The following is a 23,077-nucleotide window of genomic DNA, read 5'->3' as shown; positions in this document are numbered from 1 at the left end:
ATCAGCCGGGCTACCAGGCGGTGCGGGCCCCGGCGAACGCGTCGTTGCCCGGCGGCAGCGCGTTGAACAGCCGCAGCGAGGCCTTGTCGTCGGCGTAGAACGAGACCACCGAGACCGAGGCCGGCGAGAGCTCCATGCGGAACAGCGCCTCCAGCGGTGCGCCCATCGCCTGCGCCACCAGGGTCTTGATCGGCGTCACGTGGCTGACGACGACCACGGTGCGGCCGCTGTGCTGCTCGCGCACCCGCGCCAAGCCGGCGAGCACGCGCTCCTGCACGGCGCGGAAGGACTCCCCGCCCGGCGGCGGCACGTCGAGCGAGCCCAGCCAGGCATCGAGCCCGGCCTGGTCCCGCTCGGCCACCTCGGCGAAGGTCAGGCCGTCCCAGTCGCCGAACTCCATCTCGGCGAAGCCCGGCTCCTCGACCACCTCGTGCCCCAGCAGCTCGGCCACGATCTGCGCGGACTCGCGGGTGCGGCGCACCGGCGAGGCGATCACGGCATCGATGCGCTCGGCGATCGGCGAGAGCCACTCGCCCGCCGCGCGCACCTGGGCGCGGCCCTCCTCCGAGAGCGGCGGGTTGTCACCGCCGAGGCCGCCGGAGAAGCGCTTGGCGGCGGTGTGCGCGGTGACGCCGTGGCGCACCAGCACGATCGTGGTCGGCGGACCGCCCGGCGGTGACCAGCCGCGGGCCGGCGCGGGGCTGCTCGCCGGGCTCTCGACCTCCTCGACGACCGACTCGGCATCGGACTCGGCATCGGACCCGGCGTCGGACTCGAGGCCGGTCTCGGCGTCGGACGCGAGGCCGGTCTCGGAGCCGCTCAGCACCATCACGCCCGAGCGGACGCCGTCGAGCGCTTCGTTGGCGAGCTGGTCGGCGGCGGCGTTCTGGGCGCGCGGCACCCAGGTGTAGGTGGTGCCCGCGGGTGCGAGGCGACTCGCCTCGAGGGCCAGGGGGCGCATGGCGGGGTGCTTGATCTTCCAGCGGCCCGACATCTGCTCCACGACGAGCTTGGAGTCCATCCGGACCTCGATCGCGGTGGCCTCCGGGGCGTGGTCGCGGACCAGCCTCAGGCCCGCGATCAGGCCGGAGTACTCCGCCACGTTGTTGCTGGCGACGCCGATCGTGGTGCCGTCGACCGCGAGCACCTGGCCGGTGTCCGCATCACGCAGCAGCGCGCCGTAGGCGGCGGGGCCGGGGTTGCCCCGCGAGCCGCCGTCGGCCTCGACGACGACCGACCGGGCGCCCATCAGAGCCCGGACTCGGCGGTGCGCACCAGGATCCGCTGGCACTCCTCGCAGCGCACGACCTCCTCGGGCGGCAGCGCCCGGATGCGGGAGACCTCGGCGGCGTCGAGGGTCAGTCGGCAACCGCCGCACTGGCGGGCCCGCAGCTCGGAGGCGCCGACGCCCTTGGCCTCCTTGAGCTTCTCGTAGAGCGCCAGCAGGTCCGCGGGGACGCCCGTGGCGGCCCGGTCGCGGTCGGCCTGCACCTCGGCGAGCTCGGCGTCGAGGACGGCGAACCGCCCGTCGCGCGACTCCACCAGCTCGGCGCGGCGGGCCTCCATGCCCGCCACCTCCTCGCGCAGCGTGTCGAGCCCGGTCTGGGCGATCTCCAGCTGCTCCATGATCTCCAGCTCCTCGTCCTCCAGGACGCCGATGCGCCGCTCGAGGCTCTCGAGCTCGTGCTGCATCCGCTCGAGGTCCTTGGGATTGGAGATCAGTCCCTTGTCCATCCGGTCGCGGTCGCGGGTGCGCCGCGCCTTGACCTGCTCGACGTCGGCATCGGCCTTGGCCTGGGTCGCGCTGAGGTCGTCGACCACCACCTGCTGGTCACGCAGGTGGGTGAGGGTCTCGGTGTGGGTGGCGGTGATCTCGGTGATCAGCGCCAGCTCGGGCAGCGAGCGGCGCTGGTGCTGCAGCTGCGCCAGGCGGGCATCGAGCGCCTGCAGGTCGAGCAGGCGCAGCTGGTCGGCGGGGTCGGCTCTCACGCTTCGTCCCTCGGGTCTCTCGGGCTGGTCGGGCTGGGGGTCTCGGCGGCCGGCGCCACCTCGTGGGGGTCACCGGACGCGGCGTCGGCGTCCTGTTCGGCGGGCTCCGCGCGGAAGGTCCACGGGTCGGTGCAGGCGGTGCTGACGCGCACCTCCAGGGTATCGCCACCCTCGCTGCCGAACGCCTCGGTCAGCAGCCGCTCGAGCACGGGCAGCCAGGTCCACTCGGCGGCCCAGTGCGCGACGTCGACCAGGGCCGGGCCCTCGTGCTCGAGAAACTCCGCGGCGGGGTGGTGGCGCAGGTCGCTGGTCAGGTACACGTCGGCGTCGGTGCGCCGCACGGCGTCGAGCAGGAAGTCGCCGGCGCCGCCGCACACGGCCACCCGCCGCACGACGCGGTCGGGGTCGCCGGCCACCCGCACGCCGTGCGCGGTCTCGGGCAGCGCGGCGGCCACGCGAGCGGCGAACTCACCGAGCGTGGTGCGCTCCACGGTGCCGATGCGACCCGAGCCGGTGGCCGAGACGGCCGGGTCAGCCACCTCGACGACGTCGTAGGCGGGCTCCTCGTAGGGGTGCGCGGCGAGCATCGCGCGCACCACGGCCCCGCGCAGGGCACGGTCGAGCACCACCTCGATGCGCACCTCCTGCACGGTCTCGAGGGCGCCCACGCTGCCGACGGCGGGCTCGGCACCCGGGAGCGGGCGGAAGCGCCCCTCCCCCGGCACGGTGAAGGAGGCGAAGTCGTAGGCGCCGATCCGGCCGGCGCCCGCCTCGGCCATCGCCGCGCGCACGGGTGCGGCGGCGTCGGGCGGCACGTAGACGGTCAGCTTGTCGACCGCGGGGCCGGCCGCACCCTGCAGCGGGGCCAGGTCGCCCAGCCCCAGCGCCCGAGCGAGCGAGTCCGAGACGCCGTCGACGGCGTGGTCGGCGTTGGTGTGGGCCGTGAGCAGGGCGCACCCCGCACCCTGGAGCGTGGCGACGGTGCGGCCCTTGGGCGTCGTCGCGGCCATCGAGTGCACGGGCTTGAGGAACAGGGGGTGGTGCACCAGCAGCAGGTCGGCGCCCCACGCCGCGGCCTCGCGCGCCACCTCGGGCGCCGGGTCCACGGCCAGGAGGACCTTGCGCACCGACGCCTCGGGGTCGCCCAGCACCAGCCCGACGGCGTCCCAGCCCTCGGCGGTGGCAGGCGGGTACCACCCGTGCAACGTCGTCATCAGGTCCTGGAGGGTGGGCACGGCGCCCACCGTAGCGGCGTCGCTCACCGGTCCTGGCGGGCACCCGCGCCCTGGCTACCCTGCCTGCATGCCCGTCGTGAAGATCAACGCCATCACCGTGCCCCCCGAGGCCGGCGCCACGCTCGAGGAGCGCTTCGCCGCGCGCGCCCACACCATCGACCAGACCCCCGGCTTCCTCGGCTTCCAGCTGCTGCGCCCCACGGCCGGCGAGTCGCGCTACTTCGTGGTGACCCAGTGGGAGGACGACGCCGCCTTCGAGGCGTGGCGCGACGGCGCCGGCCGGGCCGCCCACGCCGGTGAGCGTGCCCAGCCCGTCGCCTCCGGAGCCGACCTGCTGGAGTTCGAGGTCGTCCTCGACGTGACCCCGTAGAGCTCGCCGGAGCCGGGATGGTCCGGGCCGCGCGCCGGGTCAGTTCACCTGACGGGTGCGCCCCTCCCAGTACGGCGCGCGCAGCTTGAACTTCTGCAGCTTGCCGGTGGCGGTGCGCGCCAGCTCGTCGCGGAACTCCACGGAGGTGGGGGCCTTGTAGCCGGCCGCCTTCTCCTTGCACCACGCGATGAGGTCGGCCTCCGTGGCCTCCTCCCCCTCGGCCAGCACCACGAGCGCCTTGATGGTCTCGCCCCACTTCTCGCTGGGCACGCCGATCACGGCCACCTCGGCGACCGCGGGGTGGCTGAAGAGCACGTCCTCCACCTCGATCGAGGAGACGTTCTCGCCGCCGGTGATGATCACGTCCTTCTTGCGGTCCTGGATCGTCACGTAGCCGTCGTCGCCGATCACCGCGCCGTCCCCGGTGTGGAACCAGCCGTCGGCCAGCGCGCGCGCGGACTCCTCGGGCTGCTCCCAGTAGCCCTCGAGCACCACGTTCGAGCGGGCCAGCAGCTCGCCGGCGCCCTCCTGGCTCTCGGTCGTGCTGAGCCGGACGCCGAGCGCCGGCGCACCGGCGCGGGTCAGCAGCCCGGCGCGCTCCTCCGCCGGCAGGTCGTCCCACTCCTCGCGGGCACGGTTGATGGTGAGCAGCGGCGAGGTCTCGGTGAGCCCGTAGATCTGGATGAACTCCCAGCCCAGCTCGGCCTCCACCCGAGCGACGGTCTTGGTGGGCGGCGGGGCGCCGGCCATGATGATCCGCACCTTGTCGCGGCCGGGGATCTCGCCCTCCCAGGTCTGGGCGGCCTCCAGCACCGCGGCCGCCACCGCGGGGGCCGCGCACATCACCGTGACGCCGTGCTCCTCCACGCGACGCAGGATCTCGGCGCCGTCGATCTTGCGGATGACGACCTGCTTGACGCCCAAGCCCGTCATCGCGAACGGCATGCCCCATCCGTTGGCGTGGAACATCGGCAGCGTGTGCAGGTAGACGTCCCGGTCGCTGACGGTGGTGTGCATCGCGAAGGTGACGGCGTTGACCCAGATGTTGCGGTGCGTGATCTGCACGCCCTTGGGCCGGGCCGTGGTGCCGGAGGTGTAGTTGATGCACGCCGTCGCGTTCTCGTCGGGGTCCCACGGTCGCGGCTCCGGGCCGCCGTCCTCGGGAGCCGCGGCGAACAGGCTCTCGTCGTCGCCGATGACGAAGCGGTGCTCGGCGCTCACCCCCGCCAGCGACTCGTCGAGCTCGGGGTCGACCCACAGCACCCGGGCACCGGAGTGCTCGACGATGTAGCTCACCTCGTCGGGGCGGAGCCGGAAGTTGACGGGTACCAGCACCCGCCCGGAGCCGGCCACGCCGAAGAAGGCCGTCAGCAGCCGGGCGCTGTTGTGGGAGACGAACGCCACCCGCTCCCCCACCTCGATGCCCAGCTCGTCGAGGCGTGCGGCCATCCGTCGTGCCAGCGCGCCCATCTCGGCGTAGGTGGTGCGGCCGTCCTCGCCGAGCGGCCGCGCCGGCTGGTCGGGCTCGTCGACCACGGCGGTGCGCTGGCCGTAGACCTGCACGGCGCGGTCGATGAAGTCGGAGACGGAGAACGGGACGAGCACGAGACCTCCTGCGGTGACGGACGTGATGCCCGCCACTCTAGGACGGTCGGCCAGCGCCGGACCGGCGGTCGCCCCGTCCGCTCGACGAGCGGTCCGGACGGCTCGGCGAGCGGCCGGGCAGAGCCTTCATGAGACCGTTCTCATGCGCGTCTCATGCCCGCCCCACGCTGCGCGAGGAGCCTGCTGCCATGAGCAACCTGTGGAAGGCGCTCCTCGGCGTCGCGCTGGTGGTACCGCTCGCCGCGTACGTGGCGGGCACGCTGGGCCCCTCCGCGGCCGACGACGGGAACCGCAGCCGCCCGGTCATCATCGGCCAGGTGCCGAGCTCCGAGCCTGCGGACGAGCCCTCGCGCACACCCGGTGACCGGCCGACGCGCGATAATCGCGGTCCGGGGCGCGACGACGACCGGGACGACCTGGACGACGACTTGGGCGACGATCTGGACGACGGCTCGGACGAGAGCGACGAGGACGACGATGACGACGTGGCGCCGGCGCCGGCCCCAGAAGGCACCCGTGAGCAGACGCGGAGCGACGACGGAGGATCCCGCTCCGGGCGAGACGACCAGGGAGATGCCCGCAGCGGTGGATCCGTCTCCGGCGGCTCCGGCGGCTCCGGCTCCGGCGGCTCCGGTGGCGGGCCGCGACCGGGCGGCGGCGACCGGGACGACGACCGGGACGACGACGACGGCGACGATGACGGGGACGACGACGGGGACGACGGGGACGACGACGACTGAGGCCCGTCGTCGACGCATCCTGCAGTTCTCGGTCCGCACCCGCATCGCGGCCACCATCATGGTGGTGACTGCGGCCGCCATGACCTCGGCCGGCATCCTGGTCTACGCACTCGAGTCGGCCCAGGTGGACAGCGACACCAACCAGCAGATCGACCAGGAGATCCTGGAGTTCCGCGCCCTCCAGGCCGGTGACGACCCGTTGACGGGAGCGCCTTTCGCCGACACCGAGCGGCTGCTGAGCCTCTTCCAGGACCGCAACGTCACCGACGACGACGAGATCCTGGTGACCTACCTCGGCAGCGAGGTGCTCGACAGCTCCCCCAACCGGTTCGGTCGGGCGATCTTGGACGAGGCCGAGTACGAGCAGGTGGTGGCCTCGCGGCTCACCGGCGGCGGTACCGAGGTCTACGAGAGTCCCCAGTACGGCGAGGTCTGGGTCACCGTCGTGCCGGTCGAGAACCGCATCGACCGCGACGCACCCGGCGCGCTGGTGATCGTCAACCTCCTCGCCGAGGAGCGCAGCGAGCTCAACCGCACCATCCGCACCTACGCGATCATCACGCTGCTCTCGTTGGCGCTGATCACCGCGCTCGCCTTCTGGCAGGCCGGACGCCTGCTCGCCCCGCTCACCACCCTGCGCGACACCGCCCGCGAGATCACCGCCACCGACCTCTCCCGTCGGATCCCGGCCCGGGGCAACGACGACGTCACGGCGCTGACCCACACCATCAACGACATGCTCGACCGTCTGGAGGCGGGCTTCGAGGCCCAGCGCAACTTCCTCGACGACGCCGGCCACGAGCTGAAGACCCCGCTGACGGTGGTCCGTGGCCACGTGGAGCTGCTCGAGCACGGGGACGCCGAGGACGTTGCCGAGACCCGCGACCTGGTGCTCGACGAGATCGACCGGATGACGCGGCTGGTCGAGGACCTGGTCCTGCTGGCCAAGGCCCGCCGTCCCGACTTCCTCACCCCGCGCAAGGTCGACCTCGACAAGCTCACCCACAGCATGCTGGCGAAGAGCCGCGCCCTCGGCGACCGCGACTGGAAGCTCGACGGCAAGGGCGCCGGCCAGGTGGTGGTCGACGAGCAGCGGATCACCCAGGCGGTGCTCCAGCTGGCCGACAACGCCGCCAAGCACACCGACGCCGGGGCCGAGATCGCCGTCGGGTCGGCGCTCGAGGACGGGTGGGTGCGGCTGTGGGTGCGCGACACCGGCGACGGCGTGCCCGTCGACGACCGCGAGCACGTCTTCGAGCGCTTCGGCCGCAGCCTGGTGCGCCCCGGCGACGAGGGCTTCGGGCTCGGTCTGTCCATCGTCAAGGCCATCGCCACCGCGCACGGCGGCACCGTCGGTGTCACCGAGGCCGCGGGCGGCGGGGCCCGCTTCGAGCTGCGACTGCCACGGGAGGGCGCATGGCCAGGATCCTGATCGTCGAGGACGAGGCGCGCATCGCCTCCTTCGTGGCCAAGGGGCTGCGGGCCGAGGGCCACGTCGCTGCCATCAGCCCCGACGGCGAGAGCGGCCTCGACGAGGCCCTCGGCGGCGACTACGACCTGATGGTGCTCGACATCGGGCTGCCCGGCATCGACGGCTTCGAGGTGCTCGACCAGCTCCGCTCCCAGGGGTCGCGGATGCCGGTCATCGTGCTGACCGCCCGCGACTCGGTGACCGACACGGTCTCGGCCCTCGAGGGCGGCGCCGACGACTACATGGCCAAGCCGTTCCGCTTCGCCGAGCTGATGGCGCGGGTGCGCCTGCGGCTGCGCCAGGACCAGGCCGGCAGCGGCAACGGTGCCCGCGAGGCGCTGGAGGCCGGCGGCGTGCGGCTGGACCTGCGCACCCGCCGCGCGACGGTGGGTGGTCGCGAGGTCGACCTCTCGGCCCGCGAGTTCACCCTGGCCGAGATCTTCATGCTCAACCCCGGGCAGGTGCTCTCGCGCGAGCAGCTGCTCGACCACGTGTGGGGCCTGGACTTCGACCCCGGCTCCAACGTCGTCGACGTCTACGTGGGCTACCTGCGCAAGAAGTTCGGCGCCCCCACCATCGCCACCGTCCGTGGGATGGGCTACCGCTTCGTCCCCTGACCACCGACCCGGCGCGCGCTCCCGGGGACAGCCGAGTCGTCGGGTGCGTGCGCTCAGAGACAGCCGAGTCGTCGCTTGCACGCGCACAGAGACAGCCGAGTCGTCGCGTGCGCGCGCCCAGAGACAGCCGAGTCGTCGCTTGCACGCGCCCGGGAGAGGCCTGCGCGGAAGCGCCGGGTCGGCACCCCCACGACGCGCGGAAGCGCCAGCTCGGCACCCCCACGGCGCGCGCAAGCGCCGGGTCGGCATCCCCACGATGCGCCGAAGCGCCGGGTCGGCACCCCCACGACGCGCGGAGGCGCCGAGACGGCCGAGCCGTCGGGTCAGCGGACCTTGTAGGCCAGCTTGGCGCGGGGCTGGCGGGCGAGGACGGGCTCGAGGGCCTCGGCGACCTCGTGGGGCAGCGGGCGGTCGGCGGGTGCCGGGGAGAGCCCGGCACGCAGCACCTCGACCACCTCGGGAGCCAGGCGCGCGGGCAGGTCGCGCGGCGCGGCGGTGAGCTGGGGGTAGCGCACCTCGACGTCGTCGTGGTCGAGGTCGCCGTCGGCGAAGGGACGGTAGCCGGCCACGGCCTCGAAGAGCGTGGCACACAGACCCCAGACGTCGCTGGCGTGCCCGGGGATGCCGGTCTGCGGCGGGTCGCACTGCTCGGGTGCCAGGTAGGCATCGGTGCCGATCGGCACCGTGAGGCGCGCCGCGTCCTCGACGGGACGCGCCACCGAGAGGTCGATGAGTCGCGCCGGGGCGCCCATGATGATGTTGCTCGGCTTGATGTCGAGGTGCACCCAGCCGAGGTGGCGCAGGTAGTGCACCGCCGAGGCGATCTCGATGCCGAGCGGCAGGTACTGGTACTCGGGCAGAGCGCCGTGGCGGCGGATCAACGAGGAGAGCCGCGGGCCGTCGATCTGCTCGAGGACCAGGTGCGGGCGCTCCCCGTGGTCGACCGACCGCAGGCAGCGGGCCACCACCGGGTGGTTGACCTCGGCCAGGGCGCGCGCCTCGCGGCGCAGCCCGCGCAGGGTGGACTCGTCGTCCACCTGGCCGGGGCGCACCAGCTTGACGACGACCGGGGCGTAGGTGATCTCGTCGAAGGCCAGGTAGGCCTCGTACGAGGAGCCACCCCCGAGCAACCGCATCGCGGTCAGCTCGGGGGTGATCTCGTCGCCCTCGGTCAGGGCCCAGGCGTCGGAGGAGCCCATGCTCAGCGGCGCCGCGTGTCGTTGCGCGAGTTGTCGTTGGTGCTGCCCGCGGACCAGTCGCGCTTCTGCTTGCCGGGGCCGTCGCTGGTCATGTCGCGGGTCAGGTCGCCGCGGCTGCGGTCCTTGTCGCGGCTGACCTTCGAGAAGCGGGAGTTGGTGGCGTCGCGGCTGGCCCGGCTGTTGATGCTGTTGCGGGTCGCGGTGTCGCGGGTGTTGTCGCGGGTCCGGTCGCGGGTGTCGTCGTCATCGTCGTCGTCGACGGTGGTGACGATCTCGGTGTCGTCGTCGTAGCGGTTGTAGCCGGCGTCGTCGGCCGAGGCGCTGGAGACGCCGAGGGCCATCAGGCCGCCGCCGACCAGGCCGGCGGTGCTGATGATCCCGGCCTTGACGAGAGTGTGCATCGAGCTGCTCATGGGGTTCTCCTCCTACGGAATTCGCAGCAAGCGTGCGCTGCTGGCGAGGAGAACAGTGCCCAACGGCGGTGAGGCCACCATGAACCGTTCATGAGAGACCCCTCATGTGAGGTCGGCCGGGCTGCTGGGCACCTACGAACGGTCGCGGCGCCACGCCACCAGCCGACGCCCGGTCGGCTCGACCTCGGGGGAGGCCGACTGCTCCCAGAGTCGCCGCCACTGCGCGACCCGGGGGCCGGAGGGGTCGGGCGTCGCGCCGGCCGCGGCGCGACGACGCGCCTCCCACCAGGTGGTGGAGTCCTCGTCGAGCAGCACCGCGACGCCGTCGCGCACCCGAGCGGCGAAGTCGCGCACCGACTCGCCCTCGCGGGCGCGCAGCGGCTCGCCGAACCGCACGGTGAGCTGACGGCGGCCCGGGGCCGGCCAGGAGCGTCCGCGCGGCATGGCCGCGAACGTGCCCCGGTGGGCGACGGGCACGACCGGCACGTCGTGGGCGTGGGCCAGGTAGGCGGCACCCATGCGGAAGCGCCCCATCCAGCCGTCCTGGGAGCGGGTGCCCTCGGGGAAGATCAGCAGGCTCCAGCCCTCCTCGAGGACCTCGCCGGGCGTGGTGGCCATGGTGCCGCCGCGCCGGTCGATCGGGAAGGTGTTGAACAGCACCGAGGAGCCGACCGCGCGCCACCACGTGTCGAAGAAGTAGTCGGCGGCCGCCGCGACGGCGGTGCGCCGACGCCACCGGTCAGGCAGCGAGAGCAGCACCAGCGGGGTGTCGAGGTGGGAGGCGTGGTTGGCCGCGAAGATGACCGGTCCCTCGAGCCGGTCGAGGATGTCGAGGCCCTGCACGTGGGTGCGCACCGAGGATCGGAACACGGGCTCGAGCCCGGCGCGCTGCACCACCTCGCGGGCCGCGATCGCCGGCCGCGTGCGCGCCCAGTCGGACCGGAAGACCGTGGACTCCGACTCCGGCACCCACGGCTGCGCCGAGCGCGGCACCTGCGCGCGGTGCCCCCAGCGCCACCCGCGCGAGACCTGGCGGACGTCGTCGACGCCGCCGCGCCAGAACCCGCGGCGCCCGCCGCTCACCGGACGTCCGCGATCAGCTGCGGCGGGTTGTGCAGGTAGGTGATCGAAGGGCTGGTGCCCACCGTGCCCGAGGCCATCTCGAGGGCGTCGGCCAGCGTGCTGGCCGCCCGGAAGCCCAGGCGGGCGGCCACGCGGCGGTCACCGCCGACCCAGATGACGTCGCCCACGTGGTCCATGGCGTGCGAGGCCCAGTACCACATGTAGAACGCGTGGACGCCGTGGTAGGCGTGCGAGGTGCGGTAGAGGTGGATGTACCACTCGTCCTGGGCGAACTGCTGCTCGTACTTGGGCCCGATCACGGCGGGGTCGGTGGAGTCGGCGAGCACCTCCTCGTAGAAGTCCACGTAGGAGGGGTGGTGCAGCTGGTTGAACCCCTCGTTGAGCGGGTGGTAGAGGATCAGCGCGCCGCCCTGACGCACCGGCGGCCGGCCGCGGTAGGAGTTGAACACGTACCCCAGCCCCATGCAGGTGGCCAGGATCGGGTTCATCGAGGAGTGCACGTTGTACGGGCCCAGGAACGGCACTCCCAGCACCAGGACGTCGGTCTGGCCCTGCACCTCCACCAGCTGCTGCTCGTGCACCTTGGCCAGCGTGAGGTCGTGCACCGCCTCCACCTCGCCGGCGTTGACGCCGGTGACGCGGTACTGCGAGCGCATGTCGTGGAAGATGCGGTGCCGCATCTTCAAGGGGGCCGCAGCCAGCGCGCGCCGGCTCGCGAGCATCGTGGCCTGGTCGCGGATCGACCACTCCCACTCGCGCTTCTGCAGGAAGCCCATGCTCTTGGGGAAGACGGTGTTGTCGACCGTCGCCTCGATCTGGAAGACCTTCACGTGGTCCTTGATCAGCCGACCCATCCGCCAGGCCGAGGCGTGCAGCTCGGAGCTGTGGCGGTCCATGAACGAGGTCGAGTTCACCATCGTGTCGTGGTTGTGGTGGTGGCGCAGCGAGTTGTACGCCGAGAGGCCGATGCCGACCGACTTGTGGCCGCCCTCCATCGGCACCAGCGTGGTGTTGACGTAGACCAGCAGGTCGGACTCCGCGGCCCGCTTGTTGATGACGACGTGCTCGTCGGCCTCGGTCTTGCCCAGGAACGTGAGGTTGTCGTGGTCCTCGGCGTCGTGGTTGACCAGCAGCCCCTCGCCGAAGAAGGAGCGGAAGACCCGCTCCCCCACGATCGCCTCGAGCTCGGACGCCGTGAGACGGCGGTGGAACGCGTTGGCCGAGATGAGCACGACGTCGTCGACGCCGGCGTCGGCGGCGAGGGTGAGCACCTGCTCGATGATCCGCTGGCGCACGTCGGGCCGCTGCGGGGTGGGAAGCAGGGTCGAGATGTCGTCGAAGGCGATCGTCAGCCGCATGCCGGCGAACAGCAGCGAGGGCAGCGGGTCGGAGTCGACCGGGTGGTGCAGGGCGTCGTGGATGGTCTGCTCGACGTCGGCGACGGGCTCGATCGACTCGGGCGGGTAGACCACGCGCGTGCCGAGCGGGAACTCCTCGAGCCGGAACCCGAGCCCCTCGTGCACCAGCAGCGGCGGCGTCCGGTCGTCAACCTCGAGGACGAAACCTGGCCTGCTCATGACGTGCTCCTCGTGCTGCGGTGTGGACGACGGCTGGCCGACGGGGCGGCCATCGGGGTGGGTGGTCGGTGGGTCATCGCGTGTCCCGGGGGTCGAAGGCGACCTTGACGGTGCCCAGACGGCCGGCGGACTGGGCGTGGTCGAGCGCCTCGCGCCAGCGGTGCAGCGGGTAGGGCGCGACGCCCGTGGCCAGCTGCGCGACGGCGTCGAGCCCCGCGAGCTCCGTGGCGATCTCGAAGGCGCCACGCGGCTCGGCGGCTCGCCCGACACCCGCGGGCTCGGCGCGCGCCGAGGCGTAGCTGCCGACCAGCTCGAGCTCGCGGAACCAGGCGGCGGAGAGGTCGGCCGAGGCCGGCATGCCGGAGAGCACCACACGGCCGCCGGCGCGGGTGGCGTGCATCGCGGTCTCGAGCGAGGCACGGTTGCCGACGGCGTCGACGGCGACGTCGACCCCGCCGAGCAGGTAGGGGCTGGAGAAGTCGGGCTCGAGCTGGAAGGCGCCGGTCAGGCGGCGCACGCGTCGCAACACCTCACGGGGTGCGACGACCTCGCTGGCACCCAGCCGGAGCGCCAGCTCGCGCTGGTGGGCGTGCTTGGCCACCACGATGATCTCGCCGGCGGGCGTGAGCTCGCGCAGCGCCAGCGTGGTGAGCAGGCCCACGGAGCCGGCTCCGCTGACGAGCACGCGCTGCTGGGAGGTGACACCGGCACGCAGGGCGGTGTGCACCGCGCACGCCAGGGGCTCGATCAGGACCGCCTGCTCGTCGGAGTACTCCGCGGGCACCACGTGCAGCTGCGAGCGGTGCGCGGTGAGCTGCTGGCCCCATCCACCTCCCGTGGCACGGCAGAACCCGGTCTGCAGCGCTGGCGGCAAGTGGCCGACGGCGACCCGGGAGCACCTGTTGGTGGCGCCGGCGGCGCAGTCGGCACAGGGCTGCAGGCCGCGGGTGGCGCAGGTGAGCACCGAGTCGACGACGACGCGGGTGCCCTTCGGCAGGTCCTCGCAGTCCTCCTGCAAGTCGGCCACCACCTCGTGCCCGGGCACGAACGGCAGGGAGACGAGGGCCGAGAAGTAGAGACTGGTGGCGCCCGAGAGCGCGCCGAGGTCGGAGCCGCAGATGCCGGAGAGACGGGTGCGCAACGGCACCCATCCGTCCTTGTCGACCGACGGCGTCTCGCGGGTGACCAGCCGCAGCGGCGTGGTGGCGCTGCCGACCATGGGCAGACGGCCGCCGAGGGCCTTGCCGACGGCGGTGCGCGGCAGCGAGCGGAACATCTCCAGGGCGAGCATCAGCCGGGGCCTCCCGCCGGGTTGAGGCTGCGCACCGACGGCGAGGGGCTGGCCCAGTCGACGACGGTCCAGCGCTGCCGCTTGGCGTGGCGGTACAGCGGCACGTCGGGCCGCACCGCCACCGGGTGGCCGACGGCGTCGAGCAGCGGCAGGTCGGAGTGGGAGTCGGCGTAGCCGAAGGAACGGGCGAGGTCGAGGCCGTGCTCGGCGGCGTGCGCCTGCATCCAGGCGGCGCGCGACTCCCCCACCAGCGGCGAGGAGGCCAGGTGCCCCGTGCACCGCCCGTGCTCGTCGACGGCCAGCTGCGCGGACTCGATGTGGTCGAAGAGGGGGCGCAGCGGGCGCGTCAGGGGCGTGACGGCGCCGGTGATCAGCACCGTGCGGTGACCGGCCGCCCGGTGCTCACGCACGCGCCGCACCGCGGCGGGCGAGAGCCGGGAGAGCACGTGGCCGGTGAGGTGCTCGTCGACGATCCGCTCCAGGACGGCCAGGTCCGCCCCGGCGTACTCGCGGTAGGCGGTGCGCAGGAAGTCGCTGCGCTGACGCCGCTCGGCAGCCAGGAGGCCGGGCACCGAGGCGGCGACCCGGCCCAGGTGGGCCCACCGCTCGGCGGTGGGCAGCTCGCGCAGGCGCAGCCACAGGTAGCCCTCGAGCACGTTGCTGGAGAGCAGGGTGCCGTCCATGTCGAAGAACGCACCGATCTCGGCAGCTCCCTCGGCGGGCGCCTGGTCGGAGCCGGCGTCGATGGTGCGCAGGGTGGGGGCGCCACCGCCGGCGCGCTTGCGGCGCCGCTCGTCGAGCTGTCGGATGGGCTTGGTGACCGCGGGGCAGTGGATGTCCTGCAGGTACTCGCGCCAGTCGACGACCGCGGTGTCGAAGGCGAAGGCCTCCTGGTCCGCGGCCGAGAGCGACCGGAACAGCCCCACGGTGGCGCCGTCCTCGAAGCTCAGCTCGGCCTGGGTGTACTCGGCGTAGATGTCGAGGTAGCGGCGCAGGAACTCCAGGCGCCGACCCTGCTGGTCGAGCTTGCGCACCAGCTCGCGCGCGCGGTCGCTGCGCGGCACCTTGCCCAGCACGTAGTCGGCGGCGCGATGGGCACGCTCGCTGGTGGCGAGCACCCGCTCGACCGCCTGGCCCCCGGGGAAGCGCCATTCGGGCAGCAGCACGGCGCCGCGCTCCCCCGCCGTGAACGGGTGCTGCTGGAAGTAGCCGCGGATGTGGTCGTAGAGGACGCCGAACGTGAGCGGGTTGCGGTGCCCCGAGCTGACGTGGAAGTACCCGGGGGCGGCAGGCTCCGGCGGGTGGGCCAGCACCGCCACGATCGCGGCGACGACGTGGTCGACGGGGACGATGTCGACGGTGGTGTCGGCGGCGGCCGAGAACTCCGGCAGCTCGCCGCGGCCGTAGGCCAGGATCAGCGGCTCGGCCATCTTGAAGCCCTCGATCCACCCCGGGTGGGGCGTCACCAGGGCCGACTCCACGATGCTGGGGCGCACGATCGAGGCGCGACGGCCCTGCGCCGTCCACGCCTCGACGACGCGCTCGCCCAGGGCCTTGGTGAAGGTGTAGGCGTCGGTGAAGCCCAGGCTGCGGGCCCGCTCGGCGCCGATGCGCACCAGCTCGTCCTTGACCCACTGGCGCCGGGCCTGCTCGGTGGCGCGGGCGGCGGTGAGCATGCCGGCCCGGCTGTGCTCGCGCTCGGCCTTGCGCCGCTCCCGCTCGAGCAGGTCGGCCGAGCGCGACCGGTCCTCCACGGAGGTGCGCTGGGTCAGGCCCCAGGCGGTCTCGGCCTCGACGTCGACGTCGTGCTCGACCGGACCCTCGGGGATGACGCCGCGCCGCCGACCGGCCACGTAGGCGGTGGAGATGTGCACGTAGTGGATGGAGTCCTCGCCGCGACCGCTCGCGAGGGCGGCCTCGTCGATGCGGGCCAGCAGCTCGCGCACACCCACCACGTTGGTGCGGAAGCCCTCGTCGACCGGGGGGTCGAAGGAGACGTCGCCCGCACAGTGCACGACGGCGTCGAGGTCGCTGGGCAGCGGTGGCGCATCGGCCAGGTCGCCCTCGACGACGCCGACCCGCGCCGCCATCAGCTCCTCGACACCACCGGCGGTCTCGACCACCTCGGCGAAGATCGGCTTGCGCAGCAGGGTGGCCACGCGCTTGGCGGCTCCGGTGGAGCCCTTGGGACGCACCAGCACCGAGACCCGGACGCCGGGCACGCGGTCGAGCACCAGGTGCAGCAGCGCCTCGCCGATGAAGCCGGTGACCCCGGTGAGCAGCACGTGCTGCCCCTCCAGCCTCGCGGCGATGCCTGCCGAGCTCACGCGTGGTCCTCCCGGGGGACGTCAGGCGGGTCGCGCGGACCCGCGGGTGCTGGGTGACTGGTGGAGCCGGTGGTGCGGTCGCGATTGTGCCCCACCGCACCGACGGCCCCGCACCGGCCCGGTCCACGGACCGGGCGGGCGGGGCCGCCGACGGGCGATCAGGCGGGTGACCGCGCGAGGCCGCGGGTCAGCGACGCACGAGGCCCTCGCGCAGCGCCGGCTTCACGACCTTCTTGGGGCCGGGGCGCACCTGGCTGATCCCCTTGGTGTTCTTGCCGAGCTTGACCGTGATGTGCGCGATGGCGTCCGAGGTGATCCGCAGGGCCTTGCGGTTCACGTTCTTCAGCGTGTCGCCCTCGGTGTGGTAGTTCGGGTCGTAGATGACGCCGGCCCGGCCACCGAACAGCTGCTGCTCGCGCTCGGTCTTGACGCCGTCGGCCCCGGTGAAGATGCCGCCGGAGGGGACGCCGTTGTTGATGAAGGCCTGGTAGTCCGAGCGTCCGGAGAACTCGGTGTCCACGACCGGCTGCTTGGTGGCCTTGAAGTAGCGCCGGTAGGCGCGCTCGGTCTGCGCGGAGCCCGGGGGCACGGGGGCCTCGGCCTCGTAGGTCGACTCGTCGGCGTCGTAGACGCTGATCACGTAGTTCGGCGAGCCGACCATGTCGTAGTTGAGGTAGACCGCGATCTTGTCGAGCGCCTTGGGGCGCTTGGTGACCAGCTCGTTGACGTAGTGCGTCGAGCCGAGCAGGCCGATCTCCTCGGCACCCCACCAGGCGAAGCGGATGTTGTTGCGCAGCTTCTTCTCCAGGCCGGTCTTCTTCAGCGCGATCGCGGTCTCCAGCAGCGCGGCGCTGCCGGTGCCGTTGTCGTTGATGCCGGCGTGGTCCTGGACGCCGTCGAGGTGCGCGCCCAGCATCACGGTGTTGTCGCGGTCGCCGCGCTTGGTGGTGGTGATGACGTTCCAGGTGCGGCGCTGCTCGACGGTCACGTCGAAGTCCGCGGTGGCCTCGACCGGCCCCTCGGCCAGCTGCGCCAGCAGCGCGGTGCCGTCGGCCTGGGTGATGCCCGTGGTCGGCGGCAGGCCGGTCTCCCCACCCAGGGTCCCGTTCAGCTCACCCTCGGCGTTGTTGTAGATGACGACGACCGCGGCACCTGCCGCGCCCGCGGCGGCGGCCTTCTCGGCGAAGGAGCAGGTGCCGCGCGAGACGAGCGCGACGCCGTCGGTGGCATCGACGCCGGTCCAGGCGGCGTCGGTGCAGCCCAGCGGGTCGGTGGGCGCCACCAGGGGGCCGGTGACCGGCCCGTCGGTGCCGACCGAGCCCTCCATGATGATGTGCTCGAGCGCCTCGCCGTCGACGGTGAGGTCGTCCTTGTTCACGCTGGTGTAGGTGAAGTCGAAGTACTGGCGCTTCGGCTTGTAGCCGGCCTTCTTGAGCTGGTTCTCGATGTAGCGGGACCCCGCCGCGTAGCCGGGGCGGCCGGCGGCGCGGTCGCCCGTGCGGTCGGCGATCTCCTCCAGGCGACGCAGGTGACCGACGATGTCCTTCTCGTCGACCGCGCGGCGGATGGCCCTGCTGTCCTTGTCGAGGACCTGGTTGCGCGAGGGCTTGGCCTGCGCGCGACGCTCCTGCTCGACCGACTCCTGCTCGACCGACTCCTGCTCTACCTGCTCGACCGGACGGGTGGTCCGGTCCTCGCCGGTCGCGGCCGCGGTGGTGGCGGGACCGATGAGTGACACTCCGACTCCGAGAACAGCCGCGGCGGCGATGGCCGCGCGGCTCCGTGTGGCACGCACTGATGTGCTCCTGTGGGGTTGTGCGGATGGGACAGCCCCCACCCTCACACGAGTCACCGCAGGATCGCCAGCACCGCCCCCGGGTCCCGACCGGTTCGTCCGGGCCAGGTGGCCCTGGCCCGGACGAACCGTCGATGCCGGTGAGCTGCCGCGATCAGCCCCCGGAGGGCCAGGTCAGCCAGCTGACCTCGCCACCGCGCACGGCCGCGGTGAGGACGACGTCGCGCGTGCCCTTCTCCACCAGGTCGTAGCGGCCCGCCGTCAGCGAGTCGAAGACCAGCGAGGGAACCGGCTCCCCGGCGGCGACGGGGCGGCGGACGACGGCCACGTGCGGCGGGTGCTCGTGCCCGTGGTCGTGGTCGTGCCCATGCGCATGGTCGTGCGCGTGGTCGTGGTGGTGGACATCGGCCACGCGACCGTGGGCCAGCACCTCCACCTCGCGCCCGACGGACTCCAGCGGCATCTCCACGACGAGGGCACCGACGTCGCCGCCGATGTCCAGCATCACGGCGCCCTGGCCGGCCCAGGGGTTCTCCGGGGAGTCCGGGGAGTCCTGGCCGTGCTCGTGGCTCATCGCTGCCCGCTGCCGACCGAGGTGGTGCCGGGCTCGGTCTGGTAGCCACCCCCCGGATGACCCAGGTAGGGGAAGTTCGCCAGCAGCGGGGCGTTGGTGTTCGAGGTGCCGTCCTCGACCGCCGCGGCCGCGTCGTCGGGGGTGAAGGACGGGTCCACCAGCGGGATCGTCAGACCGGCCACGGCACGCAGTTCGACCGTGACGACGTCGTCCCCGACACGCCGGCCGTTGGGGAACCCGGCGGCGTCACCGGCGACGAGCCCCAGCGGGTTGGGCTCCGCCGTGGGCGGGACGGCCACGTTGAGGCGCAGCATGTCCGCGGGCGTCGGTCCGGTGAAGTTCTGGAAGCCGTCCACGACGCCGGCCGGGATGCCGGTGAGCAGGATGGCGTGCAGGTCCGCCCGCTCCTTGCGGTAGGCCGCCAGGCGGGGGAAGACGCCCGGGTAGAGCTGCGGCAGGAGCCCGGCCAGCTCGGGCCGGTAGACGTAGCGCTGGTACTGCTTGTCGCCGCTGGGCGGACGGATGTTCCACCGGTCCTTCTCGGCCATCGGCACGATGACCTCGTTGAACAGCGGGTTCGCCAGTCGCGAGACCTGCTTCCAGGGGCCGACGCCGACGTAGCGCGCCTGCTTGCGGTCCAGGACGCGCGACTTCTGCCGGCTGGCCGTGGCCCACACGCCGATCGTCGCCGCCGGGTCGCTGACACCACTGGGGCGGCGGCCGGTGCGGGTCAGCTGCTCGATCGGGATCTGCAGGGCGATCGAGTGCACGTTGAAGGACTGCGTGGAGTTGCGGCCGTTCATCTCGGGCATGTTGATCAGGTGCGCCTCGTTGAAGGGACGCAGGGCACCGAGGTCGAAGATGCTGCCCAGGTCGACGTGGAAGGCGTCGGCCCGCTGGCCCGCGAAGACCCGCTTGCCGGCGGGCAGGAACCGCACCGCCTGCCGCGCGAGGGCCGGGTAGTCGGGCGTGCTGCGCACGCCCACGTTGACCGGCGGGCAGGGCAGGTTGGTGCCCAGCACCTTGCGCGTGGTCTGGCGGCCGCGCCGGGTCACCTGGGTGACCGTGTAGGTCTGCGGACGGTTCCACGCCGCGTCGCTGATGTTCTGGATCGGGCCGGTGTTGTAGAGGAACGTCCGCGGGTTGCGGATGCGCGTGGAGAAGCGGAACTGGTAGCTGATGTCGGGCGTGGCCCGGCCCGAGTTGGCCACGTGGATCTCGTAGAGCACGTCGTCACCGAACTCGAAGAAGTTCGGCCCGCTGTCGGGCTTCTGCAGCGGGATGAAGTTGGCGATCAGGGTGACGGTGCTGGGCTTGTCGGGGCTGACGAACGCGTAGACGTCGGTGCCGTCGGCCACGGGGTCCTTGCTGATCTCGGGCGCTTCGCGGTGGGAGGACATCAGCGCACCCCCGCCGCGCGCAGGATCCGGCCGACGAGGTCCTTGTCGGTCACGTCCACCTCGTCGTCACCGGACATCACGGTGAGTCGGCCGGCGGCCGGGTTCTCGATGTACACCATCACCGGGCCACCAGACCCCAGTCCGCTGCCGCGCTCGGTGTCCGACGCGGCTGCCGCGCCGGCCGTCGCCGCCACCGCCCCCGCTGCCGCACCGGCTCCCGCGACCGCGATGAAGCCCCTTCTGCTGGTCTCGCTCATGCTCTGCCTCCAGGCATCCGGGCACCCCGGTGTGAGGTGCGCCACCCTGCGTTCGGAGCCGCGCCGACGGCGGATGTCGCCGCGCGGGATCGTCTCGCAGTGGGAGACGGTGGCCGGGCCGGGGCCGGCGGGGTGGGCGCAGAGGGGATCGAACCCCCGACCACCTCGTTGTAAGCGAGGGGCTCTACCGCTGAGCTATACGCCCGGGTGCCGCAAAGCGGCCACAGACTACCCGCGCGCTCGACCGGCCGTGGGCCGGGAGTGCTCGGGGCTGGCTCGGTGCCCCGGAGTGCCAGGAGCGATGTCACGAGCCCAAATGTCAAGAGCCGAGCCAATGGCGTCTCGGGTCACCACTGGCTCGGCGTCTCCGACACTACCCGGCCGCGCACGCCGGCGGAAGTGGTTGAGCAAGAAACCACCCGTCGTGACTAGACGGCCTGGTGCAACCGGGTCAGGTGCTCCACCAGGTCGCGGGCCTCCCCGGGCGGGTTGTGGACCGCCCAGCTAACCAACCCGGCCTTGTCGACCACGTAGGAGGAGCGGCGCGCCGTCCCGGCCCGCTCGTCGAGGACGCCGTAGGCACGCGACACGGCGCCGTGGGGCCAGAAGTCGCTCAGCAACGGGAAGTTGATGCCGTCGACGTCGGCGAAGGCACGCAGCGAGAACATCTGGTCGGTCGAGACGGCCAGCACCTCGGTGTCGAAGGTGAGGAAGTCGGCGAGCCGGTCGCGGATCCCCGCCATCTCACCGGTGCACACGCCCGAGAACGCGGCGGGGTAGAAGACCAGCGCCACCGCCTTGCTCCCCCGGTAGGAGGAGAGCCGGACGTCGGCGCCGAACTGGTCGCGCAGGGTGAAGTCCGGTGCCGGCGTCCCGACCGGCAGGCCCGCAGGATCACTCACCCGGCGGACTCCTCGTCGGTGCTGCCGTCGTCGCCGTCGTCGCCGTCGTCGCCGTCGTCGCCGCTGCCGTCGCCGTCACGCTCGACCAGCTCCCGCTTGAGCACCTTCCCGGTGGCGTTGCGGGGCAGCTCGTCGATGACGACGATCTCGCGCGGCACCTTGTAGCGGGCCAGGTTCTCCTTCACCCAGCCCTTGAGGTCGTCCTCGGTCACCGAGGAGTCGGTGAGCACCACGAAGGCGCGCAGCCGCTTGCCGAAGTCCTCGTCGTCGACGCCGATGGCCGCCACCTCGTCCACGGCCTCGTGGCGCGCCAGGCAGTCCTCGACCTCCTTGGGGAAGACGTTCTCGCCGCCGGAGACGATCATCTCGTCGTCGCGGCCCTCCACGTAGACCAGGCCGTCGTCGATGCGGCCCACGTCGCCGGTGGACATCAGGCCGTCGACGACGTCCTTGTTGCCGCCGCCGGTGTAGCCCTCGAACAGCAGGCTGTTGCCCACGAAGATGCGTCCCGAGGTGCCGTCGGCGACCTCCTTGCCGTCCTCGTCGAGGATCTTCACGATCGTGCCGAACGGCGGGGTGCCGGCCGCCGACGGGTTCTGGCGCAGGTCGGCCGGAGTCGCGATGGACCCGTAGGCCACCTCGGTGGAGCCGTAGGTGCTGTAGAGGTGGTCGCCGAAGCGGTCCATCCAGGTGGTGGCGAGGTCGCCGGGCAGCGCCGAGCCCGAGGAGGTGACCACGCGGACCCGCGACAGGTCGGCCTCCTCCAGCCGCTCGGCGGGCAGCGCCAGGATCCGCTGCAGCATCACCGGGATGACGACGAAGGACTCGCAGCGCTCGCGCTCGAGCAGGTCGAGCGCCTCCTCGGGGTCGAACTTGCGGCGCAGCACCGCGGTGGTGCCCAGCAGCATGCCGAGCGCCAGGTGCGCGAAGCCCCAGGTGTGGAACAGCGGCGCGGCGATGTGCATCCGGGTGCCGGCGCGCAGCGGGATGCGCTCGAGCAGCGCGACGGCGGCGTCGATGCCGGCCTCGTTGCGCGGCGCCCCCTTAGGGGTCCCGGTGGTGCCCGAGGTCAGGATGACCACGCGCGAGTGCCGCTGCGGCGGCGTCAGGTCGGTGTCGTCGCCGGCCTCCACGAGACCGTCGATGGTGGCGTCGGCCGCCTCCGCCTCCCGGTCGGTCTCCACCCACCCCAGCACGCGCTTCTCGAGCGAGGCCTTGGCCAGCAGCTCGGTGAACTCCTCGTCGTGGACGACGGCGCTGGGTGCCTCGCGCTCCAGCACCTCGACCAGCTGGGGTCCGGCGAACGCGGTGTTGAGGTAGAGCACGTCGGCGCCGAGCTTGGCCACGGCGATGCTGGCGTCCACGAAGTAGCGGTGGTTGCGACACATGACGGCGACGCTGTCGCCCTCGCCGACACCGAGGTCGGCCAGCGAGCGGGCCAGGGCGTTGCTGCGGCGGTGGATCTGGTCGAAGGTCAGCGAGCCGCGCTCGTCGATGATCCCGACCCGCTCGGGGTAGCGGGCGGCGAGCGAGGCGAAGCCACCGGCGGGGCCGGTGCCCCACTGCAGGACGGCCCGGCCGGTACGGGCCAGCTTGACCGGGGAGAGCGGCCGGACGACGCCCGCCTCGGTGAGGACCTTGAGCATCACCCCCGTGGAGCGGGCGCGGGTGCGGAGGGTCTCGAGCACGTACGTTCCTGACTGCCGGTGGAGTGGTGGACGGATCGACGACCGGTACCCCGGACCGGGCCCGGTGCCGAGGTGCGGTGGACCAGTGGTCAGGCGGGGGTCTTGGGCGCCACGAGCCGCGTGGCCGACCAGTCCTTGCTGACGGCGGCCGTCGTGGTCTGCGAGAGACCCGCGACCGGGGCGGCCTCGGCGACGTCGGCCGGGTTCACCGCGCCGGGTCGGCCGACCTTGGGCGTGAGCAGCCAGATGACGCCGCCCCCCACCAGGTCGGTGAGGGAGTCCACGAGGCCGTCGACCAGGTCGCCGTCGCCCTCGCGCCACCACAGCAGCACCGCGTCGACGACGTTGCCGTACTCACCGTCGACCATGTCGGCGTCGATGCAGTCCTCGACCGCGACCCTCAGATCGTCGTCGGTGTCGTTGTCCCAGCCCAGCTCCTGGATCACCATGCCGGGCGTGACGCCCAGTCGCTCGGGGATCCCTGTCTGGGTGGTCCCGCCACCCGCGGTCGAACTCACCGTGGCCTCCTTGGTCGTTCAGTCCG

General features: G+C 72.7%; 21 protein-coding genes and 1 tRNA gene. 4 read left to right on the top strand and 18 right to left on the bottom strand.

The features are described from left to right. Window positions 1–10: 10 nt before the first annotated feature. From ABD948_RS14125 to ABD948_RS14115, 3 genes are read right to left on the bottom strand one after another with little or no spacing between them, the layout of a single operon-like run. Window positions 11–1,249: a bifunctional RNase H/acid phosphatase gene (locus ABD948_RS14125; RefSeq protein WP_345266901.1), complete on the bottom strand. Its 1,239-nt coding sequence runs from the start codon at window positions 1,247–1,249 to the stop codon at window positions 11–13. After that, window positions 1,249–1,989: a zinc ribbon domain-containing protein gene (locus ABD948_RS14120; protein WP_345266899.1), complete on the bottom strand. Its 741-nt coding sequence runs from the start codon at window positions 1,987–1,989 to the stop codon at window positions 1,249–1,251. The genes ABD948_RS14125 and ABD948_RS14120 overlap by 1 nt, the downstream gene beginning before the upstream one ends. After that, window positions 1,986–3,224, bottom strand: coding sequence for a Nif3-like dinuclear metal center hexameric protein (locus ABD948_RS14115; RefSeq protein ID WP_345266897.1), 1,239 nt, complete (start codon window positions 3,222–3,224; stop codon window positions 1,986–1,988). Before ABD948_RS14115 ends, ABD948_RS14120 begins: the two co-directional genes overlap by 4 nt. Before the next feature lie 67 nt (window positions 3,225–3,291). Between ABD948_RS14115 and ABD948_RS14110 the strand changes: the two genes are divergently transcribed. Then, a complete protein-coding gene (locus tag ABD948_RS14110; protein ID WP_345266895.1) occupies window positions 3,292–3,594 on the top strand; it encodes an antibiotic biosynthesis monooxygenase family protein in 303 nt (100 codons plus the stop codon). A 39-nt stretch (window positions 3,595–3,633) separates the two neighbouring features. Here the strand turns inward: ABD948_RS14110 and ABD948_RS14105 are convergent, their stop codons facing one another. After that, window positions 3,634–5,235, bottom strand: a complete 1,602-nt coding sequence (locus ABD948_RS14105) for an AMP-binding protein (RefSeq protein WP_345266893.1) — start codon at window positions 5,233–5,235, stop codon at window positions 3,634–3,636. Window positions 5,236–5,387: 152 nt separating this feature from the next. On the opposite strand from ABD948_RS14105, the gene ABD948_RS14100 reads away from it, so the two are divergent. The 3 genes from ABD948_RS14100 to ABD948_RS14090 are packed head-to-tail and all read left to right on the top strand — an operon-like array spanning window position 5,388 to window position 8,027. Further along, a complete protein-coding gene (locus ABD948_RS14100; RefSeq protein ID WP_345266891.1) occupies window positions 5,388–5,939 on the top strand; it encodes a hypothetical protein in 552 nt (183 codons plus the stop codon). Continuing rightward, window positions 5,896–7,371 carry a sensor histidine kinase gene (locus ABD948_RS14095; protein ID WP_345266888.1) on the top strand — a complete coding sequence of 492 codons (1,476 nt, stop codon included), beginning with the start codon at window positions 5,896–5,898 and terminating at the stop codon, window positions 7,369–7,371. Before ABD948_RS14100 ends, ABD948_RS14095 begins: the two co-directional genes overlap by 44 nt. After that, window positions 7,356–8,027 (top strand): response regulator transcription factor, encoded by a 672-nt coding sequence (locus ABD948_RS14090; RefSeq protein WP_345266886.1) that lies wholly within the window; start codon window positions 7,356–7,358, stop codon window positions 8,025–8,027. Before ABD948_RS14095 ends, ABD948_RS14090 begins: the two co-directional genes overlap by 16 nt. 323 nt (window positions 8,028–8,350) lie before the next feature. On the opposite strand, the gene ABD948_RS14085 is transcribed toward ABD948_RS14090, so the two are convergent. The 14 genes from ABD948_RS14085 to ABD948_RS14020 all read right to left on the bottom strand — a co-directional run bounded on the left by ABD948_RS14085 (window position 8,351) and on the right by ABD948_RS14020 (window position 23,051). Next, window positions 8,351–9,226, bottom strand: a complete 876-nt coding sequence (locus ABD948_RS14085) for a serine/threonine-protein kinase (protein WP_345266884.1) — start codon at window positions 9,224–9,226, stop codon at window positions 8,351–8,353. 2 nt (window positions 9,227–9,228) lie between these two features. Continuing rightward, window positions 9,229–9,639: a hypothetical protein gene (locus ABD948_RS14080; RefSeq protein WP_345266882.1), complete on the bottom strand. Its 411-nt coding sequence runs from the start codon at window positions 9,637–9,639 to the stop codon at window positions 9,229–9,231. A gap of 132 nt (window positions 9,640–9,771) precedes the next feature. Then, the gene (locus ABD948_RS14075) at window positions 9,772–10,722 is read right to left on the bottom strand and encodes a lysophospholipid acyltransferase family protein (protein WP_345266880.1); all 951 of its coding nucleotides are present in this window, start codon (window positions 10,720–10,722) and stop codon (window positions 9,772–9,774) included. After that, window positions 10,719–12,299 carry an NPN-dependent hydroxyacid isomerase, LarAH14/15/16 family gene (gene larAH / locus ABD948_RS14070; protein ID WP_345266878.1) on the bottom strand — a complete coding sequence of 527 codons (1,581 nt, stop codon included), beginning with the start codon at window positions 12,297–12,299 and terminating at the stop codon, window positions 10,719–10,721. Before larAH ends, ABD948_RS14075 begins: the two co-directional genes overlap by 4 nt. Window positions 12,300–12,372: 73 nt before the next feature. Beyond that, window positions 12,373–13,590, bottom strand: a complete 1,218-nt coding sequence (locus ABD948_RS14065) for a zinc-dependent alcohol dehydrogenase (RefSeq protein ID WP_345266876.1) — start codon at window positions 13,588–13,590, stop codon at window positions 12,373–12,375. Beyond that, window positions 13,590–15,917, bottom strand: a complete 2,328-nt coding sequence (locus tag ABD948_RS14060) for an HAD-IB family hydrolase (RefSeq protein ID WP_345266874.1) — start codon at window positions 15,915–15,917, stop codon at window positions 13,590–13,592. Before ABD948_RS14060 ends, ABD948_RS14065 begins: the two co-directional genes overlap by 1 nt. Before the next feature lie 187 nt (window positions 15,918–16,104). After that, entirely contained in the window at window positions 16,105–17,655 is a 1,551-nt protein-coding gene (locus ABD948_RS14055; protein ID WP_345266872.1) for a M20/M25/M40 family metallo-hydrolase, read from the bottom strand. A gap of 211 nt (window positions 17,656–17,866) precedes the next feature. After that, the gene (locus ABD948_RS14050; protein WP_345266870.1) at window positions 17,867–18,286 is read right to left on the bottom strand and encodes a hypothetical protein; all 420 of its coding nucleotides are present in this window, start codon (window positions 18,284–18,286) and stop codon (window positions 17,867–17,869) included. Continuing rightward, window positions 18,283–19,686, bottom strand: a complete 1,404-nt coding sequence (locus tag ABD948_RS14045; RefSeq protein WP_345266868.1) for a DUF4331 domain-containing protein — start codon at window positions 19,684–19,686, stop codon at window positions 18,283–18,285. Before ABD948_RS14045 ends, ABD948_RS14050 begins: the two co-directional genes overlap by 4 nt. After that, entirely contained in the window at window positions 19,686–19,943 is a 258-nt protein-coding gene (locus ABD948_RS14040) for a hypothetical protein (RefSeq protein WP_345266866.1), read from the bottom strand. Before ABD948_RS14040 ends, ABD948_RS14045 begins: the two co-directional genes overlap by 1 nt. A 133-nt stretch (window positions 19,944–20,076) precedes the next feature. Then, a tRNA-Val gene (locus ABD948_RS14035) sits at window positions 20,077–20,148 on the bottom strand. A 223-nt stretch (window positions 20,149–20,371) separates the two neighbouring features. Then, window positions 20,372–20,845, bottom strand: coding sequence for a peroxiredoxin (locus tag ABD948_RS14030; protein ID WP_345266864.1), 474 nt, complete (start codon window positions 20,843–20,845; stop codon window positions 20,372–20,374). Then, window positions 20,842–22,533 carry an AMP-binding protein gene (locus tag ABD948_RS14025; protein ID WP_345266862.1) on the bottom strand — a complete coding sequence of 564 codons (1,692 nt, stop codon included), beginning with the start codon at window positions 22,531–22,533 and terminating at the stop codon, window positions 20,842–20,844. Before ABD948_RS14025 ends, ABD948_RS14030 begins: the two co-directional genes overlap by 4 nt. Window positions 22,534–22,622: 89 nt before the next feature. Further along, entirely contained in the window at window positions 22,623–23,051 is a 429-nt protein-coding gene (locus ABD948_RS14020; RefSeq protein WP_345266860.1) for a DUF3052 domain-containing protein, read from the bottom strand. Window positions 23,052–23,077: the final 26 nt, after the last annotated feature.

Origin of the sequence: Nocardioides nanhaiensis (assembly GCF_039542785.1) — a bacterium.
In the GTDB taxonomy this organism is placed as follows: domain Bacteria; phylum Actinomycetota; class Actinomycetes; order Propionibacteriales; family Nocardioidaceae; genus Nocardioides; species Nocardioides nanhaiensis.
The sequence above is the reverse complement of the archived record's forward strand: the minus strand, read 5'-3'. Positions and strand labels throughout refer to the sequence as shown.

Coding starts and splice junctions, on each gene's coding strand:
- ABD948_RS14085 (WP_345266884.1), bottom strand. CDS start 9,226: ATGGGCTCCTCCGACGCCTGGGCCCTGACCGAGGGCGACGAGATCACC.
- ABD948_RS14100 (WP_345266891.1), top strand. CDS start 5,388: ATGAGCAACCTGTGGAAGGCGCTCCTCGGCGTCGCGCTGGTGGTACCG.
- ABD948_RS14095 (WP_345266888.1), top strand. CDS start 5,896: ATGACGGGGACGACGACGGGGACGACGGGGACGACGACGACTGAGGCC.
- ABD948_RS14080 (WP_345266882.1), bottom strand. CDS start 9,639: ATGAGCAGCTCGATGCACACTCTCGTCAAGGCCGGGATCATCAGCACC.
- ABD948_RS14110 (WP_345266895.1), top strand. CDS start 3,292: ATGCCCGTCGTGAAGATCAACGCCATCACCGTGCCCCCCGAGGCCGGC.
- ABD948_RS14040 (WP_345266866.1), bottom strand. CDS start 19,943: ATGAGCGAGACCAGCAGAAGGGGCTTCATCGCGGTCGCGGGAGCCGGT.
- ABD948_RS14065 (WP_345266876.1), bottom strand. CDS start 13,590: ATGCTCGCCCTGGAGATGTTCCGCTCGCTGCCGCGCACCGCCGTCGGC.
- ABD948_RS14125 (WP_345266901.1), bottom strand. CDS start 1,249: ATGGGCGCCCGGTCGGTCGTCGTCGAGGCCGACGGCGGCTCGCGGGGC.
- larAH (WP_345266878.1), bottom strand. CDS start 12,299: ATGAGCAGGCCAGGTTTCGTCCTCGAGGTTGACGACCGGACGCCGCCG.
- ABD948_RS14050 (WP_345266870.1), bottom strand. CDS start 18,286: ATGAGCCACGAGCACGGCCAGGACTCCCCGGACTCCCCGGAGAACCCC.
- ABD948_RS14090 (WP_345266886.1), top strand. CDS start 7,356: ATGGCCAGGATCCTGATCGTCGAGGACGAGGCGCGCATCGCCTCCTTC.
- ABD948_RS14045 (WP_345266868.1), bottom strand. CDS start 19,686: ATGTCCTCCCACCGCGAAGCGCCCGAGATCAGCAAGGACCCCGTGGCC.